The organism is Leifsonia sp. L25 (assembly GCF_050632895.1).
In genome coordinates this window covers 319,706-336,493 of sequence record NZ_JBODRZ010000002.1, presented here as the reverse complement: position 1 = coordinate 336,493, position 16,788 = coordinate 319,706, and the positions used below count along the sequence as shown (strand labels likewise).

The 16,788-nt window shown below is 71.2% G+C and carries 10 protein-coding genes and 5 pseudogenes; 2 read left to right on the top strand and 13 right to left on the bottom strand.

Annotated elements, in window-relative coordinates:
* Positions 1-18 precede the first annotated feature (18 nt).
* The 13 genes and pseudogenes from ACRAWC_RS02450 to ACRAWC_RS02390 all read right to left on the bottom strand — a co-directional run bounded on the left by ACRAWC_RS02450 (position 19) and on the right by ACRAWC_RS02390 (position 14,135).
* Positions 19-369, bottom strand: coding sequence for a PaaI family thioesterase (locus tag ACRAWC_RS02450; RefSeq protein ID WP_431346324.1), 351 nt, complete (start codon positions 367-369; stop codon positions 19-21).
* A 5-nt stretch (positions 370-374) separates the two neighbouring features.
* Positions 375-530 (bottom strand): hypothetical protein, encoded by a 156-nt coding sequence (locus tag ACRAWC_RS02445; protein ID WP_431346323.1) that lies wholly within the window; start codon positions 528-530, stop codon positions 375-377.
* Entirely contained in the window at positions 527-1,456 is a 930-nt protein-coding gene (locus ACRAWC_RS02440) for a hypothetical protein (protein ID WP_431346322.1), read from the bottom strand. Before ACRAWC_RS02440 ends, ACRAWC_RS02445 begins: the two co-directional genes overlap by 4 nt.
* The gene (locus tag ACRAWC_RS02435) at positions 1,453-2,283 is read right to left on the bottom strand and encodes an APC family permease (RefSeq protein WP_431346321.1); all 831 of its coding nucleotides are present in this window, start codon (positions 2,281-2,283) and stop codon (positions 1,453-1,455) included. The genes ACRAWC_RS02440 and ACRAWC_RS02435 overlap by 4 nt, the downstream gene beginning before the upstream one ends.
* A gap of 419 nt (positions 2,284-2,702) precedes the next feature.
* Entirely contained in the window at positions 2,703-3,623 is a 921-nt protein-coding gene (locus ACRAWC_RS02430; RefSeq protein WP_431346320.1) for an oxygenase MpaB family protein, read from the bottom strand.
* Positions 3,620-4,195 (bottom strand): YbaK/EbsC family protein, encoded by a 576-nt coding sequence (locus ACRAWC_RS02425; RefSeq protein WP_431346319.1) that lies wholly within the window; start codon positions 4,193-4,195, stop codon positions 3,620-3,622. The genes ACRAWC_RS02430 and ACRAWC_RS02425 overlap by 4 nt, the downstream gene beginning before the upstream one ends.
* A 169-nt stretch (positions 4,196-4,364) precedes the next feature.
* A pseudogene (gene gatB / locus ACRAWC_RS02420) lies at positions 4,365-5,863 on the bottom strand (Asp-tRNA(Asn)/Glu-tRNA(Gln) amidotransferase subunit GatB).
* Positions 5,863-7,410 (bottom strand): Asp-tRNA(Asn)/Glu-tRNA(Gln) amidotransferase subunit GatA, encoded by a 1,548-nt coding sequence (gene gatA / locus ACRAWC_RS02415; protein ID WP_431346318.1) that lies wholly within the window; start codon positions 7,408-7,410, stop codon positions 5,863-5,865. Before gatA ends, gatB begins: the two are co-directional and overlap by 1 nt.
* Before the next feature lie 2 nt (positions 7,411-7,412).
* Entirely contained in the window at positions 7,413-7,709 is a 297-nt protein-coding gene (gene gatC / locus ACRAWC_RS02410; RefSeq protein WP_431346317.1) for an Asp-tRNA(Asn)/Glu-tRNA(Gln) amidotransferase subunit GatC, read from the bottom strand.
* A gap of 125 nt (positions 7,710-7,834) precedes the next feature.
* On the bottom strand, positions 7,835-9,148 hold the full coding sequence (locus ACRAWC_RS02405) for an alpha/beta hydrolase (RefSeq protein ID WP_431346316.1): 1,314 nt from the start codon (positions 9,146-9,148) through the stop codon (positions 7,835-7,837).
* 153 nt (positions 9,149-9,301) lie between these two features.
* Positions 9,302-11,577, bottom strand: a pseudogene (gene ligA / locus ACRAWC_RS02400) (NAD-dependent DNA ligase LigA).
* Between the two features lie 247 nt (positions 11,578-11,824).
* A pseudogene (gene mnmA, locus ACRAWC_RS02395) lies at positions 11,825-12,924 on the bottom strand (tRNA 2-thiouridine(34) synthase MnmA).
* Between the two features lie 9 nt (positions 12,925-12,933).
* Positions 12,934-14,135, bottom strand: a pseudogene (locus ACRAWC_RS02390) (cysteine desulfurase family protein).
* A 47-nt stretch (positions 14,136-14,182) separates the two neighbouring features.
* Between ACRAWC_RS02390 and glgX the strand changes: the two are divergent.
* Together glgX and ybaK are read left to right on the top strand one after the other, a co-directional pair.
* A pseudogene (glgX, locus tag ACRAWC_RS02385) lies at positions 14,183-16,281 on the top strand (glycogen debranching protein GlgX).
* Positions 16,281-16,769 (top strand): Cys-tRNA(Pro) deacylase, encoded by a 489-nt coding sequence (ybaK, locus tag ACRAWC_RS02380; RefSeq protein ID WP_431346315.1) that lies wholly within the window; start codon positions 16,281-16,283, stop codon positions 16,767-16,769. The pseudogene glgX and the gene ybaK overlap by 1 nt, the downstream one beginning before the upstream one ends.
* Positions 16,770-16,788: the final 19 nt, after the last annotated feature.

The following is a 16,788-nucleotide window of genomic DNA, read 5'->3' as shown; positions in this document are numbered from 1 at the left end:
TCACCCGATCGGCCGGCGTCACCCGATCGGGAACACCAGCAGCGACCCCGTCGCCGTCGCCACGGTCTTTCCGCTCCCGTCGGTCACGACCCCGTCCGCGAACGCCACCCGGTTGCCCGGCTTCGTCACGGTCGCGCTGGAGGTGAGCGGGCCGCTGCCGACGAAAACCGGCCGCAGATAGTTCACCTTGATCTCGATCGACGTGTACCCCTGGCCCTGCGCCAGCGTCGACTGCACCGCGCAGCCGATCGCTGAGTCCAGCAGGGTGCAGACCAGGCCGCCGTGCACCGTCCCGATCGGGTTGTAGTGCGACTCGTCGGGCTCGCAGACGAACACCGCGCGCCCGGTCTCGGCCTCGGCCAGCGTCATCCCCATCAGCTTCGCGATGGGCGGCGGCGGCAGCTCCCCGCGATCATCGCCTGCAGGTACGCCAGGCCGCTCATCGTCGGCATCACGGCGACGCCCGGCGCCGGGTCCTCCCACTCGACGTTTCGGCTGCGCTGGTTCACTCGGCTGGTGCGCTGGCTCACTCGCTCCCCTTCCGCGGCAGGTCGGGGTCGGCCGGCGGGAGGTCCGTCGGCTCCTCGACCGCTTCGAGCGTATCCGCGTTGACGGGTGTCTGTCCCTCGGGGAGGTTCGAGAAGTCGGGTGCGATCACCGTCGCGGGGATCCGCGACGCCGCGGTGCCGAACGGCAGCTCGTCGCCCACCGCGACCGGCTCCAGGATGATGTCGTCGCTCTGCCGCGGCAGTGTGCGGCCCTGGAAGTAGTCGGGCCGGATGATCCGCCAGACGACCATCAGCACGACGCCGATCAGGATGCCGCCGATGCCGACCACCGCCTCCGCCCCGATGCCGAAGATGGTCACGTTCTTGCCGTTCGCGTCGGTCAGCCAGTCGGGCGCCGAGAAGCTGATGACGCCGTAGATGAACACCGCCAGCAGCATGAGGCCGCCGACCAGCGGGAACAGCCCGCGCATGATCGCGTGCCGGAAACTCGTGAACAGCGTCCGGCGGTAGTACCAGACGCACGCGAACCCGGTCAGCCCGTAGTAGAAGGCGATCATCAGGCCGATCGAGCCGATCAGCGCGGTGAGCAGGGTGACGCTGATCGCTGTGAACACGAGGTAGAACGCCGCGGACACCAGCCCCATCCCGATCGTGGACCAGGTGGGCGTCAGGAACCTCGGGTGGATGCGCGCGAACTTCTCCGGGATGGCCTTGTAGACCGCCATCGACAGCGTCGTCCGCGCGGTCGGCAGGATGGTGGTCTGCGTCGACGCGGAAGCCGACGTCAGGATGGAGAAGCCGAGCAGCGTCATCAGGATGGCGCCGATCGGCCCGCTGCCGAACAGCGTGGGCCCGATCGCCGAGAACACGTCGCCCGAGTTCGCCGGGTTCGCCAGCCCGATGCCCTTGGTGCCGACGCCCGCGAACGCGACGGTGGCGACCGTCACGAGCGCGTACGTGCCGAGCAGGAGGAGCGTGCTGATGATGGCGGCGCGACCGGGGTCTTCTCCGGGTTCTTGGTCTCCTCGTTGATGGAGACCGCGGTGTCCCAGCCCCAGTAGATGAAGATCGCGGTCAGCAGCGCGGGGGCGATGGTCTGAGCGAAGTCGAGGGTGAACGGGTTGAACCACGACCACTGCGGGATGAGCGAGTACGGCTCAGCGGTGCCGGAGTAGACCCGCACCAGCGCATACACGGCGAAGAGGATCAGGATGACGACCTCGAAGCCGAGCAGGAAGTACTGCAATCGCGCGGACACCTCGATGCCGCGGTAACAGATCCAGGTCATCAGGGCGATCCAGACCAGGCCGGCTATCGTCACGGCGAAATTGTTGTTCGCGAGCGCCGCCACGCCCGGAAGGCCGAAGCCGCCGACGAACGTGAAGGAGTACTGGCCGGCGATCTGCGCCAGGTTGGACATCACGATCACGTCCGCGATGACGATGCCCCAGCCCCCCATCCACCCCGTGATCGGCCCGAACGCGCGGGCCGCCCAGGTGAAGGTCGTGCCGCAGTCGGGCTCGGCCTTGTTGAGCTCCTGGTACGCCACGGCGATCAGGTACATCGGGATGAAGGCCAGCAGCACGATGCCGGGCGCCTTGACGCCGGCGGCGAGAGTGCCGCCCACGACGATGAAGCCGAGGCTCGCGGCGAGGCTGTAGGCGGGCGCCGTGGAGGCCACACCGACGACGACTCCGGACACGAGGCCGAGCGCGCCCCCTTTGAGGCCCTTGTTCCCGGCCTCGTCGGGCGCGGTTGGACGGGTGGATGTCATGGCAACACCTCCGGTGACTCGGGTCCGCTCACCGGTGAACGGGCCACCGCAGCACAGCGTAGCTCCGAGCAGGCCCCGCGGGGTTGCACGTTCTCACAGACGAACGGGACGGCACAGTCACGCGCAGCACAACGCAACTCCGAGACGGCCCCGCGGGGTTGCACGTTCTCACAGACGAACGGGACGGCACAGTCACGCGCAGCACAACGCAACTCCGAGACGGCCCCGCGGGGTTGCACGTTCTCACAGACGAACGGGACGGCACAGTCACGCGCAGCACAACGCAACTCCGAGACGGCCCCGCGGGGTTGCACGTTCTCACAGACGAACGGGACGGCACAGTCACGCGCAGCACAACGCAACTCCGAGACGGCCCCGCGGGGTTGCACGTTCTCACAGACGACGCGCGGGCCGCCCGCTCACCCTCCGGTCGTCGCCGCGAGCCGCGCCAGGCGTCGCCGCGCAGCCAGCTCGGCCTGCGTCTGCGGCCCGAGCAGCACCCGCGCGCCCGCGAGCACAACGCTCGTCGCGCGGTGGATCGGCAGCCGGTCGGCGACAGGAAGCCCCAGCAGGGCGCGGTACCGCGGCTCCATCGTCGACACCGCCGCGCGGAACAGCACCCGGTACGACGGCCGCAGCGTCCGGCGCAGCGGCGCCCGCCGGATGAAGCGCACGATCTCCGCCACCTCGGGGCCGCCGCGCAGCTCGCCCGCGTCGGTGACGGCGTCGATCCTGGCGCGGAGGTCGGCGGCCGTGCGCGGCGGGTCCGCCACTCCCATCAGCTCCGCCGCGATGGCCCACTCGCCCACGTAGCCGTCGGCGCCGCCCGGGATAGGCGGCCCCCAGTGCTCGTGCGCGGTGAGAAAGGCGTCGGTGAAGGCCAGGTGCACCCACTCGGCGAGGTCGGGGTCGTTCGCCGCATAGGGGCGCGTGACGCCGTGCCCGTCGACGTAGCTGCCGTGCACGCGCTCGTGCAGGGTCTTCACCATCTCCGAGCCGGCGATGGCCTGACCGCGGCTGCCGAAAGTGACCGTGTGGATCCACTGGATGGTCCCGGCCAGCCGGCCCAGCGGGTCCTCTCGGTAGCGGGAGTGCTCGCGGACGCCGGCCAGCGCTCCCGGGTGCAGCGCCTGCAGCAGGAGGGCGCGGACGCCCGCGACGAGCGTCGCCATGCCGCCGTGCACCGTCCAGGCGGCGCCGCCCGCCGGGAAGAACCCCTCGTCCTCGCCGTCCTCGAGCCGCAGCACCCAGCTCGGGATGCGGTCGGAGCGTCCGGACAGCGTCTCGATCAGATGCGAGCGCACGGGGCCGAGAAGGCGGTCGACGGGAGCCCCGGTCATCGTGGGGCGCCGGACTCGGATGGCAGCGGCGTCCCGAGGCCGTCGATGATCTGGGCCGACGGGAGGTCGCCGAGCAGCCGGCCGGGCAGCAGGATCTTGGAGCGGCGCACGCCCGACCCGATGATGACCACGACGCCCTCGGCCACGACCCGCGCGTCGACCAGCAGCGGCCATTCCCGCGGGAGGCCGATCGGCGTGATTCCGCCGTACTCCATCCCGGTCAGCTCGACCGCGCGCTCCATCGGGAGGAACGAGGCCTTGCGGACGTCGAGCAGCCGCTTGACGGTGTTGTTGACGTCGGCCCGGGTGGTGGCGAGCACGACGCACGCGGCGATCCGCTCCGCACCCTCGCGCTTACCGCCGACGACGACGCAGTTGGCGAGCGTGTCGGCGGTCAGACCGAACTCCTCCCGGGTGGCCGCGGTGTCCGACACATCCGGGTCGATCTCCACGACGCCGACCTCGTCCAGCCAGCCGAGGTCCGTCAACATCGCGAGCGTGCCCGGGGCGAGCAGGTCTGTGCGCGAGGAGGCAGGCTCCGTGGTCAGCCCCCCAAGAGTAAAAACGCCCATGCGCCTACGCTAGCGCGCCGGGCGACGCTCCCGACATTCGTCACGAATGTGGGGTGTGGCGGCGACATTCACCACATTCGTCACGAATCGCGCCGGGTGGCGAACACGACATTCGTCACGAATCGCTCTCGAGCGCCGCCGCTGTTGCGGCGGCGCTCGAGAGCGCCGCTCACTGCGAGGCGCGCTCCAGCACCAGCTCGCGCACGCGTGCCGCGTCCGCCTGGCCCTTCATCGCCTTCATGACGGCGCCGATGACCGCGCCCGCGGCCTGGACCTTGCCGTCGCGGATCTTCTCCAGCACGTCCGGCTGGGCGGCCAGGGCCTCATCGATGGCCGCGATCAGGGCGCCGTCGTCGGAGACCACGGCGAGCCCGCGGGCGTCGACGACCTCCTGCGGCGCGCCCTCCCCGGCGATGACGCCCTCGAGCACCTGACGGGCCAGGCGGTCGGTGAGCGTGCCGGCGTCGACCAGCGCGGCGAGCTCGGCGACGTGCTGCGGGCTGACCAGCGTGCCGGCCGGGACTCCCTGCGCGTTCGCGAGACGCGCGATCTCACCGGTCCACCACTTGCGGGCGGCGGCGGGGTCGCGCCGGCGGCGATGGTCGCCTCCAGTTCGTCCAGCAGCTCGGCGTTGTCGACGTCCTGGAACTCCAGGGCGGTGAAGCCCCACTCCGCGGTCAGTCGCTTGCGGCGTGCCGCCGGAGCCTCCGGAAGGGTGCCGCGCAGCTCCTCGACCCACTCGCGGCTGGGCGCGACGGGGACGAGGTCGGGCTCCGGGAAGTACCGGTAGTCGTCGGCGTCCGACTTCGGCCGGCCGGCGGAGGTGGTGCCGGTGTCCTCGTGCCAGTGCCGGGTCTCCTGCGTGATCGTGCCGCCGGCGTCGAGGATCGCCGCCTGGCGCTGGATCTCGTAGCGGACAGCGCGCTCGATCGAGCGGAGCGAGTTGACGTTCTTGGTCTCGGTGCGCGTGCCGAGCACGGACGAGCCGCGCGGGCGGAGCGACACGTTCGCGTCGCAGCGCACGTTGCCCTCCTCCATCCGCGCGTTGGAGACACCGAGCGCCTTCACCAGGTCGCGGATGGCGCGCACGTAGGTGCGGCCGACCTCCGGGGCGTCCGCCTCCGCGCCCTCGATCATCTTGGTGACGATCTCGACCAGGGGCACGCCGCCGCGGTTGAAGTCGACCAGCGAGTAGTCGGCGCCCTGGATGCGGCCGGTGGCGCCGCCGACGTGCGTCAGCTTGCCGGCGTCCTCCTCCATGTGGGCGCGCTCGATCTGGATGGTCAGCTCGCGGCCGCTCTCCAGCTCGATGGTGACTACGCCGTCGTGCGCGATCGGCTCGTCGTACTGGGAGGTCTGGAAGTCCTTCGCGAGGTCGGGGTAGAAGTAGTTCTTCCGGGCGAACCGGCTCGACTCCGCGATGTCGCAGCCGAGCGCCAGCCCGAGGCGGATGCTCGACTCGATCGCCTTCTCGTTGACCTGCGGGAGACCGCCGGGCAGCCCGAGGCAGGTCGGGCAGGTGTTCGTGTTCGCGCCGGAGCCGAACTCGTTCGCGCAGCCGCAGAACATCTTGGTCGCGGTGTTCAGCTCGACGTGGACCTCGAAGCCGAGCACGGGCTCGAACAACTCGAGGGCCTTGTCGTAATCCATCAGTTCGGCCGTGGCCATCAGACCGCTCCCTCTTCGCTCGCGAACATCTCCGTGGCGCTCAGGTCGGGCGCCTGGCTCAGCAGGCTGCCGCCCCACTGCTCCTCCAGGAGCCGCTCCAGCGCGGCGCCGATCGTGTACAGCCGGGCGTCGGCGCGCGCCGGCGTCATGAGCTGAATGCCGACGGGGAGGCCGTCCTCCGGCGCGAGACCGATCGGCAGGCCCATGCCGGGCACGCCCGCGAGGTTCGCCGGGATGGTGGTGATGTCGTTGAGGTACATCGCCATCGGGTCGGCCAGCTTCTCGCCGAACTTGAACGCGGTGGTCGGCGCGCTCGGGCTGACCAGCACGTCCACCTTCTCGAACGCGGCGGAGAAGTCGCGCTGGATGAGCGTGCGGACCTTCTGGGCCGAGCCGTAGTAGGCGTCGTAGTAGCCGGCGCTCAGCGCGTAGGTGCCGAGGATGATGCGGCGCTTGACCTCGGTGCCGAAGCCGGCGTCGCGGGTCGCGGCCATCACGCGCTCGACGGTGACGGGGCCGTCCTCCGGCTTCACCCGGAGGCCGAAGCGCACCGAGTCGAAGCGGGCCAGGTTGCTGGACGCCTCGGCGGGGAGGATCAGGTAGTAGGCGGCGACCGCGTACTCGAAGCTCGGGGCCCCGACCTCCACGATCTCCGCGCCGGCGCCCTCCAGGAGCGCCAGCGCCTCGACGAACCGCTGCTTGACGCCGGCCTGGAACCCCTCGCCGTTCAGCTCACGGACGACGCCGACGCGCACACCCTTCAGTGCGCCCTCGCGCAGTCCCACCCGCGCGGCCTCCGCCATCGACGGCCAGGTGTCGGTCAGGGAGGTGGAGTCGAGCGGGTCGTGCCCGGCGATGACGTCGTGCAGCAGACCGGCGTCGAGCACGCTCCGCGAAACCGGGCCGACCTGGTCGAGCGAGCTCGCCAGGGCGATCGCGCCGTAGCGGCTGACGCCGCCGTACGTCGGCTTGACGCCGACCGAGCCGGTGACCGCGGCGGGCTGGCGGATCGAGCCGCCGGTGTCGGAGCCGAGCGCGAAGGGCGCCTCGAACGCCGACACGGCCGCGGCCGAGCCTCCGCCCGAACCGCCGGGGATGCGCTCGAGGTCCCACGGGTTCCGGGTGGGGCCGTAGGCCGAGTGCTCGGTGGAGGAGCCCATCGCGAACTCGTCCATGTTGGTCTTGCCGAGCGGCACCAGGTCGGCGTCGCGCAGCTTGCGGACGACCGTCGCGTCGTACGGCGGGATCCAGCCCCCGAGGATGCGCGACCCGGAGGTCGACGGCATGTCGTGGGTGGCGAGCACGTCCTTGATCGCGACCGGGACGCCGGCCAGCGGGCCGAGCGCGTCGCCCGCGGCCCGGCGGCCGTCGATCTCGGCGGCGGTGCGGACCGCGTTCTCACCCGCGACGTGGAGGAACGCGTGCACATCGGCGTCGACCGACTCGATGCGGTCGAGATGGGCGCGGGTGGCCTCCACGGAGGAGACCTCGCGCGCGGCGAGCAGGTCGGCGAGGGCCGCGGCGGAGAGCCTGGTCAGATCCGTCATGCTTACTCCTCGTCCAGGATGGTGGCGACCTTGAAGCGGTCGCCGTCGCGCTCAGGGGCGCCGGAGAGCGCCTGCTCGACGGTCAGCGACGGGCGGACCTCGTCGGCCCGGAACACGTTGGTGAGCGGCAGCGGGTGGCTGGTCGCGGGGACGTCGGGCCCGGCGACCTCCTGCACCTTCGCGACCGCCTCGACGATCTGGCCGAGCTCGGTGGTGAGGCTCTCGATCTCTTCCGGGCTGAGGTCGATCCTGGCGAGGTTCGCCAGGTGCGCGACCTGTTCTGCGCTGATTTCGGACATGCGTCTCCGTGGTGGTGTCTGAGTGGGTGGGTCCAAACGGTTGAACTCGTTCATTTCGTTGGGCGCAGTTCAATTCTAGGGTGACGCGTGTGGCCCGCGCCTGCCCATCGGGTCCCGCCGGGCAGCTAGCCGAGGACGAGGTCGCCCTGGTCGATGCCGATCAGCGCGAGGTTGCGCATGCACTCGGTCCCCGCCGTGAAGTACTCGTTGTGGCCGCTCGACCCGGTGAGGCTCTTGTGGGTGATCGGGTCGGCCGCCCCGTCGACCCCCATCGTCTTCGCGCCGTAGGAGGGCGCCCCCGGGTCGCTGCCGAAGAAGGCGCTGTTGACGATCGGGTCCATCGACGCCTTGGCCACGTACACGTTGCCGTCGCGGACGCCGAGCTGGCGCACCGACTGGGCGTCGGACCCGGGCGAGCCCATCAGCGCGAGCGCATCCACTGTGACGGTGCCCTTCTCCAACGCGAGCAGCGCGGCGGTCGACCCGTACGAGTGGGCGAGGACGCTCAGGTACGGCGGGTCCGTCTGACGCAGCTCCTGGAGGCCGCTCAGGGCGCGCTCCAGGCTGTCGGCTCCCTGCCGGGCGAGGTCCATGCCGCCGATGTTGGTCAGCACCGGAGTCTGGTAGCCGATCCAGGCCACGACCGCGACACCCGGGGTCGTGGTGTTCGCGCGGGAGCCGAGGAAGCGCTTGAGGAAGCCGGTCTCCTGCGAGTAGAGGTCCTGGGCGACGCCGGCCCAGCCCTCCACCTGCTCCCCCACCGACATGTACATGCCGGGCACGAGCACGCTCACGTAGCGCGCCGTGCGGAGGTTCCCGACGACGATGGCCGCCCGGGCGTCCGCGGACGTGTCCAGGGACACCAGGGTGCGCTGCACTCCGTCCTTCTTCTTCAGCGCGGTCTCGACGTTGCCGAGCGTGCTGAGCTGCCGTTTGAGGGCGACGCGCTCGGTCTTGCCGCGCTCGGTGCGCAGGTCGGACGTCGCGGCGGCGATGGTGCGGTCGAGGTCGAGGACGTTCGCCTTGCCGCGGACGTCGTACGGGACGCCCTCCAGATTGCCGATCACGTGCGGAGCGAATTTCACCAGCTGCGCCTGACGGGCGGGGTCGAGGAGCTTCCAGAGCTGGCTGACATCGCTCGCCGCCGGCGGGTTGGTCAGCAGCCGGTCGAGCTCGGAGGCGTGCGCACCCAGGAAGCCGGGCAGCGCCGCGGGGTCGACCGCGCGGATCGAGCCGAAGACGGTGGCGGCGCTCGGGCCGGAGACGCCGGCTCCCGCCGGGCCCGAGCTTGCCGGCGCGTCGCCGATGGCCGCGGACACGGGCTGGGCGACCGCGGAGAGCTGCGCCGCCTGCGCGCTGTCGGCAGGCATGACGAAGGCCCCGGTCAGTCCTGTGACGACCGAGGTGACGATGGAAGCTGCTGCAAAGCCGACCAGCACTCCGTCCGGGTCCCTCCGAGAGCGAGCGAGCTAAGCCCTTGCGTGCACCGGGCGAGCGCACACCATGACTCTAGCCGCATCCGGGGGTGGACGGATGGACGTTCTACCCCCGATTCAGGGGGATAACTTGTGGTCTGTCCACAAAGTGACGGACTAGTTCTCGAGCCCGGAGGGGCCCATTTCGACAAGGATCGCGAACTGGGCCGCGTCGATGACGCGGACCCCGAGTTCTTCCGCCCTGGCGAGCTTAGACCCTGCGCCGGGTCCCGCCGCGACGAAATCGGTCTTCTTGGACACGCTGGAGGCCGCTTTGCCGCCGGCCGCGATGATCGCCTCCTGCGCCCCTTCGCGGGTGAAGCCCTCCAGCGAACCCGTGGCGACGACGGTCAGGCCCGAGAGGACTCCGCCCGCGTCGGACTGCGCACCGGGGCCGGCGTGGCCGGGCGTCGCGAACTGCACACCGTCGGCGGCCCAGCGCTCGACGATCTCCCGGTGCCAATCGACCTCGAACCACGCGAGCACCGCGTCGGCGATGATGCCGCCGACGCCGTCGACCGCGGCCAGCTCTTCGCGCGAGGCGCCGCGGATCGCGTCGAGCGACCCGAAGTGGTCGGCCAGCGCGCGCGCGGCCACCGGGCCGACATGCCGGATGTTGAGCGAGACGAGGATGCGCCAGAGCGGCTTCGTGCGGGCCGCCGCGAGGTTCGCGACCAGCTCCAGCGCGTTCTTGGACGGGACGTAGAGCTCGTCGCCGCCGAACTGTTCGGCGTCGGGCTGGAACGGTCCGTCCTTCTTCTGCCGACGACGGCGGAACGGTGTGTCCACCTTCTCGGCGCCGGACTCGGTGAGCTTCGGCAACCCTGTCTCGGAGTCGCGGACGACCACCTCGATCGGGAACAGCTCCCGCACGGTCAGACCGAACAGCCCGGCCTCGGTCGGCAGCGGCGGCTTCTCCGGGAAGCGCGGCTGGGTGAGAGCGGCGGCCGCGACCTCCCCGAGCGCCTCGATGTCGAGACCGCCGCGCGAGCCGATGTGCTCCACGCGACCGCGGACCTGGGCGGGGCAGAACTCCGCGTTTGGGCAGCGGAGGTCGATGTCGCCCTCCTTGGCGGGCGCCAGCTTCGTGCCGCACTCCGGGCAGTTCTCGGGCATGACGAAGGGGCGCTCGGTGCCGTCGCGCAACTCCACGACCGGGCCGAGGACCTCGGGGATCACGTCGCCGGCCTTGCGCAGGACGACGGTGTCGCCGATCAGCACGCCCTTGGCCTTCACCACCTCCTGGTTGTGCAGCGTGGCCTGCCGCACCTCGGAGCCCGCGACACGCACCTTCTCCATCACCGCGAACGGCGTCGCCCGGCCGGTGCGACCGACGCTGACGACGATGTCGAGCAGCTTGGTGTTGACCTGCTCCGGCGGGTACTTGTAGGCGATCGCCCAGCGCGGCGCCCGGGAGGTCGCGCCCAGCTCGTCATGGAGGGCCAGCTCGTCGACCTTGATGACGATGCCGTCGATCTCGTGCTCGACGCTGCCCCGGTGCTCGCCGAAGTAGCGGATGAAGTCGTCCACCTCCGCGACCGTGCCGAGAACGCGGTAGTGCGTCGAGGTGGGAAGCCCCACGACCCCAGCAGCTCGTAGATCTTCGACTGCGCGTCGACCGGCGGGTTCGCCCACGCGCCGATGCCGTGCACGAGCATGTGCAGGCGGCGGAGCCGGTCGCGCATCAGAGCGAGCTGAGCGGCGTTCTTGCCCTCTGCCTTCTGCCGGAGCGAGCCGCTGGCCGCGTTGCGGGCGTTCGCGAAGACCCGCTCGCCGGCCTCCTGCTGGTGGGCGTTGAGTTCGTCGAACTGGGCGACGGGGAAGAACACCTCGCCGCGCACCTCCACCAGCGGCGGGAAGGGGCCGTCGCCGGCCAGCCGCTGCGGGATGGCCGGGATCTGCCGGATGTTCTCGGTGACGTCCTCCCCCACGACGCCGTCGCCGCGCGTCGCCGCGCTGACGAGCACGCCGTTCTCGTAGCGGAGGTTGATCGCGAGCCCGTCGATCTTGAGCTCGCAGAGGTAGTCGACCCGGCGGCCGGCGTCGCGCTCGACGCGCGCGGCCCAGGTCTCGAACTCGTCGAGCGAGAACACATTGTCGAGGCTGAGCATGCGCTCGGCGTGCTGCACGGGCGTGAAGAGCGTCGTCTGCGCGCGGCCTCCGACGGTCTGCGTGGGGCTGTCCTGGCTCTGCAGTTCGGGGTGGAGGCGTTCCAGCTCCCCGAGGCGCCGCAGCAGGCGGTCGTACTCCTCGTCGCTGACGAGCACGGTGTCGCGCTCGTAGTACGCGTCGCGCAGCTCCAGGATGCGGGTGGTCAGGTCCTGGGCCTCCGCGCGGGCCTGCACGGCGTCCGCCGTCTGCTCCGGGGTCTGCTCGCTCGTCTCGATCGCCACCCAGCAAGCATATTCACCCCCACCGACGCGAGGGCGGCAACGGAGGAGTCCCGCAACGACACGCCGCCGGAAGTCAGTCAACGGAGGACTTCGGCCGCCTATCCACCCGCATCTCCTCCGTTCCCGACGCGCCCCAGCCCGCGGCGAACGGAGGAGATCGTGGCCAGATCCGGGCGGATGTCCTCCGGTAGCTGCCGACACGCCGGAGGCGCGGCCGGATGTCCTCCGTTACCGACCGTCAGGCGGGTCAGGCGGGGACGGCGGAGACGGTGCGGTCGATCGTGGTCTGGCCGAGGACCCGGGTTCCGATGTAGACGACGGCGGTCTGGCCGGGGGCGACGCCGTTCAGCGGCTCGTCCGGGCGGACGACGAGCTCGCCGTCGCGGAGCTGGGCCACGGCGGGCACGGGGTCGGCGTGGGCGCGGATCTGGACGTCGCACGCGAACGGGGTCTCCGGCGCCGCGGGGGCCGGACCGGCCCAGGTGAAGCGCGAGCCCGCGATCTCGGCGATGTCGAGCGCCTCCTTCGGGCCGACGACCACCGTGTTGTCCTTCGGCCGGACCTCCAGCACGAAGCGCGGGCGGCCGTCCGGCGACGGGTAGCCGATGTTGAGGCCCTTGCGCTGGCCGACCGTGTACGCGTGCGCGCCCTCGTGAGAGCCGAGCCGGTTGCCCTCGCGGTCGAGGATGTCGCCCTCCGCCGCGCCGACGTGCTCGGCCAGCCAGCCGCGGGTGTCGCCGTCGGGGATGAAGCAGATGTCGTGCGAATCCGGCTTGTTCGCCACACTCAGCCCCGGGCGGCGGCCTCCGCACGCACCTCCGCCTTGGAGGGCGTGGCGCCGAGCGGGAACATCGCGTGCGCGAGCTGGTCGGCGGTGAGCACGCCGAGCACGTACGACTGGTCCTTGGCCCACGCGCTCGCGCGGTGCAGCTCGCGGTTGCCGTCGTCGTCGGTCAGGATGCTGGCGTAGTGCCCGGTGCAGACGGCGTCGAAGCCGAGGTCGAGCGCCTTCTCGAGCAGCGCGGCGAACTTGATGCGCTCGTTGCAGCGCATGCACGGGTTGGGGGTGCGGCCCGCCGAGTACTCGGCGATGAAGTCGTCCACGACGTCGAGCTTGAACCGCTCGGAGAAGTCCCAGACGTAGTACGGGATGCCGATGATGTTCGCCGCACGCTGCGCGTCCATCGAGTCCTCGATGGTGCAGCAGCCGCGGCTGCCGGTGCGGAGTGTCCCCGGCATCCGGCTGAGCGCCAGATGCACCCCGACGACGTCGTGGCCGGCCTCCACGGCGCGCGCGGCGGCCACGGCGGAATCGACGCCACCGCTCATCGCTGCCAGAACTCGCACCCGGAGAGTCTACGCTGTGGCGGCTGAGCGGCTCCCGGGTGTCCGTTCGGCCAGGCCGGCCCGCGCCGCCTGCGCGTACGCTCCCGGCAAGGCCGCGAGCAGCGCGTCCACGTCGGCCTTGGTGGAGGTCCGCCCGAGCGTGAAGCGCAGCGCGCTGCGGGCCTCCTGCTCGCTCCGGCCCATCGCGAACAGCACGTGGGACGGCTCGGGGATGCCCGCCGTGCAGGCCGCGCCGGTGGAGACGGAGAGCCCGGCGAGGTCGAGGAGGAACAGCAGGGAGTCCCCTTGCGCCCCCGGGAAGACGAAGTGGACGTTCGCGGCCACGCGCTCGCCGTCCACCGGCTCCGGCCCGCTCAGCACAGCCGTGGGCACGGCCTCCCGCGCGCCCCGGATCAGCCGGTCGCGCAGCCCGGCGAGCCGGCGCGCCTCGTCCACCCGCTCGGCCTCCGCGGCGAGCGCCGCCGCCGCGAACGCGACGGCAGCCGCCACGTCCTGCGTGCCGCTGCGCACCTGGCGCTGCTGGCCGCCGCCGTGGATGAGCGGCACCACCGCCGAGCGCCGTCCGAGGATGAGCGCGCCGATCCCGACCGGTCCCCCGATCTTGTGCGCCGAGACGCTGAGAGCGTCCGCCCCCAGGGCGGCGAAAGACAGCGGCAGGTGCCCGTACGCCGCGACGGCGTCGACGTGGACAGGCACCCCGGCCTCCCGCGCGAGGGCGGCGAGGTCGGCGACCGGCTGGATCGTCCCGACCTCGTTGTTGACGGCCAGAAAGGTCAGCAGCGCCGCGTCCGACGGGGAGGCCAGCGCGTCGGCGACGACGCTCGGCAGGATCCGTCCCTCGGCATCGAGCGGCAGCCACTCCGCGTGCGCCCCTCCGCGCGCTCCAGCCACTCCACCGCGTCGACCGTCGCGTGGTGCTCGCCGCCCGGCACCAGGATGCGGGGGCGCGCCGCGCCTCCCCGGGCCCAGTACATCCCCTTGATCGCGAGGTTGATCGCCTCCGTGCCGCCCGAGGTGAAGACCACCTCGATCGGGTCGCAGCCCAGCGTCGACGCGACCGCCTCGCGGGCCTCCTCGAGCATCCGCTTGGCCTGCTGGCCCTGGCTGTGGATGCTCGACGGGTTGCCGACGAGCCCGAGCGCATCCGTGAAGGCGGCGATCGCCTCCGGACGCATCGGGGTGGTGGCGGCGTGATCGAGGTAAACGGGCACCGAGGCCTCCTCCGGTGTGGCGCGGTGTGGTCACTACTCTAGATCGCATGACGTCCACCGATCCTCTGCGCAACCTGGGTGTACGCATCGGTCCGCACGGCGGTGAGCTTCGGGTCTACTCCGAGAACGCCGACGCGATGCAGTTCTGCCTGTTCGACCCGAAGGATCCGGACTGGCGGGTGAAGTCGGTCGAGATGCACCGCGACGCCGACAACGTCTGGACCGGCCGGTCCCGCAGCCTCCACGTCGGCAGCCTGTACGCGATCACGGTGTCCGGCCCGCCAGGCCCGCAGAACATGTTCAACCCCGAGTCGCTGCTGATGGACCCGTACGCCAAGGGCCTGACCCGCGTCGGTCCCGAGGAGTGGCGCTCGACCGTCGTGTCCGACGGCTTCGACTGGGGGACTCCCGCAAGCCCGGCACCCCACTGGATCACACCGTCGTCTACGAGGCGCACGTGCGCGGCATCAGCCGGCAGAACCCGGACGTGCCGGAGGAGCTGCGCGGCACCTACGCGGGCCTCGCGCACGAGTCCACGATCGGCTATCTGAAGCACCTCGGCGTCACCGCCGTCGAGTTGCTCCCGGTGCACGCCTTCACCTCCGAGCAGCGCCTCATCCGCGAAGGCCTGACCAACTACTGGGGCTACAACACCCTCAACTTCTTCAGCCCGCACGCCCCCTACGCCACCCGCGCCGCCCAGGCCGCAGGCCCGGAGGCTGTGCTCGTGGAGTTCAAGGGGATGGTGAAGCTGCTCCACGAGGCGGGCATCGAGGTGATTCTCGACGTGGTCTACAACCACACCGCCGAGGAGGGCATCGGCGGCCCGCGGACCAGCCTGCGCGGCATCGACAACGCCACCTACTACCGGCAGGATGCGAACGGCGTGTACATCGACGTCACCGGCGTCGGCAACACCGTGAACTTCGGGCATCCCGTCCCGCAGCGCCTGGTGCTCGACTCTCTGCGCTACTGGGCGCAGGAGGTCCAGATCGACGGCTTCCGGTTCGACCTCGCCGTCACGCTGGGCCGCGGGGAGGACGCCTCCTACAGCCGCGACCATCCGCTCATCAACGACATGCTGAGCGACCCGGCGCTCTCCGACGTCAAGCTCATCGCCGAGCCGTGGGATGTCGGCATCGGCGGCTGGCAGACCGGCAACTTCCCCGGCGGTACGGACGGCAGGGACGGCTGGTCGGAGTGGAACGACCGCTACCGCGACCGGGTCCGCAACTTCTGGCTGGCCGATATCGCCGAGGCCCGGCGCAACGGCCAGGCCCTGATCGGCATCGGCGGCTTCGCCACCCGCCTCGCGGGCTCGTCGAACACGTTCTCGCCCGAGCGCGGCCCGCTGGCCTCCATCAATTTCGTCACAGCGCACGACGGCTTCACGATGGCCGATCTCACCGCCTACGACGTCAAGCACAACCTCGGCAACGGCGAGAACAACCGCGACGGAACCGACAACAACCGCTCGTTCAATCACGGCACGGAGGGCCCGACGCTGGACGAGCGCGTGCTGCTCGACCGGCACAAGACGATGCGCAACCTGATGGGCACGCTGCTGCTCTCGGCCGGCGTGCCGATGATCACGGCGGGAGACGAGTTCGGCCGCAGTCAGCGCGGCAACAACAACGCCTACTGCCAGGACAGCGAGCTCACCTGGATGAGCTGGCTGCGCACCCGGGAGCAGCGCGAGATGCTCGACACCACCCGCCGGCTGCTGGAGCTGCGTCGCGACAACCCGGCGCTGCGCCCGAGCCGGTTCGCCGTCTATGGCCAGACCACGCCCAACGCCAGCCACATGGACTGGTACGACGCCACCGGAGCCCTCATGGACGACGAGGACTGGAACTCCCCGGAGAACCGCACCCTGCAGTACCTGGCTGCCTCCACGCCCGACAAGGAGGAGTTCAACCGCGTTCTCCTCGTCGTGCACGGCGTGGAGGACGATGTGGAGGTCTCCCTCCCGGTCGCACCGGGCGTGGAGTCGTACCAGCTCCTCTGGGACAGCGCGACCGAGGTGCCGATCCTGGAGGACGGCGTCGAGCTCGCGCCGGGCAGCACGCGCCTGGTGGGCGGCACGTCGATGCAGCTCTACCGGGCGAACGGGCCGCGCGTCGAGACGACGACGAGCGCCGCCTGATGGCGAAGCGTCCGGCCTCGGCGGCCACGCCCGCGACGGTCGCGCTCGGCGCCGCCGCCATCCCGTTCGCGGTGCACGCCTACGAGCACGACCCCGCAGCGCCGTCGTACGGTCTGGAGGCCGCCGACGCGCTGGGCGTGGAGCCCGACCGGGTGTTCAAGACGCTGCTGGCCGACACCGAGCTCGGTCTCGTGGTCGGCGTCGTGCCGGTGTCCGGGATGCTCGACCTCAAGGCGCTCGCCGCGGCGGTCGGCGCGAAGCGTGCGGTCATGGCCGACCCTGCGGTCGCCGAGCGGCGCACCGGCTATGTGGTGGGCGGCATCTCCCCCGTCGGCCAGAAGACCCGGCATGCCACCGTCGTGGACGAGACCGCTCAGCTCTTCGACACGGTGTTCGTGTCGGGCGGCCGGCGCGGCCTCGACCTCGAGCTCGCGCCCGCCGACCTCGCGGCCGCGACCGACGCGAGCTTCGCGGCGATCGCCAAGTAACCGAAACGACCTGGCAGGA

Bases quoted from the DNA above. Each gene is read 5' to 3' on its own strand.
- ACRAWC_RS02450 (WP_431346324.1), bottom strand. From the start codon at position 369: ATGACGCTGGCCGAGGCCGAGACCGGGCGCGCGGTGTTCGTCTGCGAG.
- ACRAWC_RS02435 (WP_431346321.1), bottom strand. From the start codon at position 2,283: ATGACATCCACCCGTCCAACCGCGCCCGACGAGGCCGGGAACAAGGGC.
- ACRAWC_RS02430 (WP_431346320.1), bottom strand. From the start codon at position 3,623: ATGACCGGGGCTCCCGTCGACCGCCTTCTCGGCCCCGTGCGCTCGCAT.
- ACRAWC_RS02425 (WP_431346319.1), bottom strand. From the start codon at position 4,195: ATGGGCGTTTTTACTCTTGGGGGGCTGACCACGGAGCCTGCCTCCTCG.
- gatA (WP_431346318.1), bottom strand. From the start codon at position 7,410: ATGACGGATCTGACCAGGCTCTCCGCCGCGGCCCTCGCCGACCTGCTC.
- gatC (WP_431346317.1), bottom strand. From the start codon at position 7,709: ATGTCCGAAATCAGCGCAGAACAGGTCGCGCACCTGGCGAACCTCGCC.
- ybaK (WP_431346315.1), top strand. From the start codon at position 16,281: ATGGCGAAGCGTCCGGCCTCGGCGGCCACGCCCGCGACGGTCGCGCTC.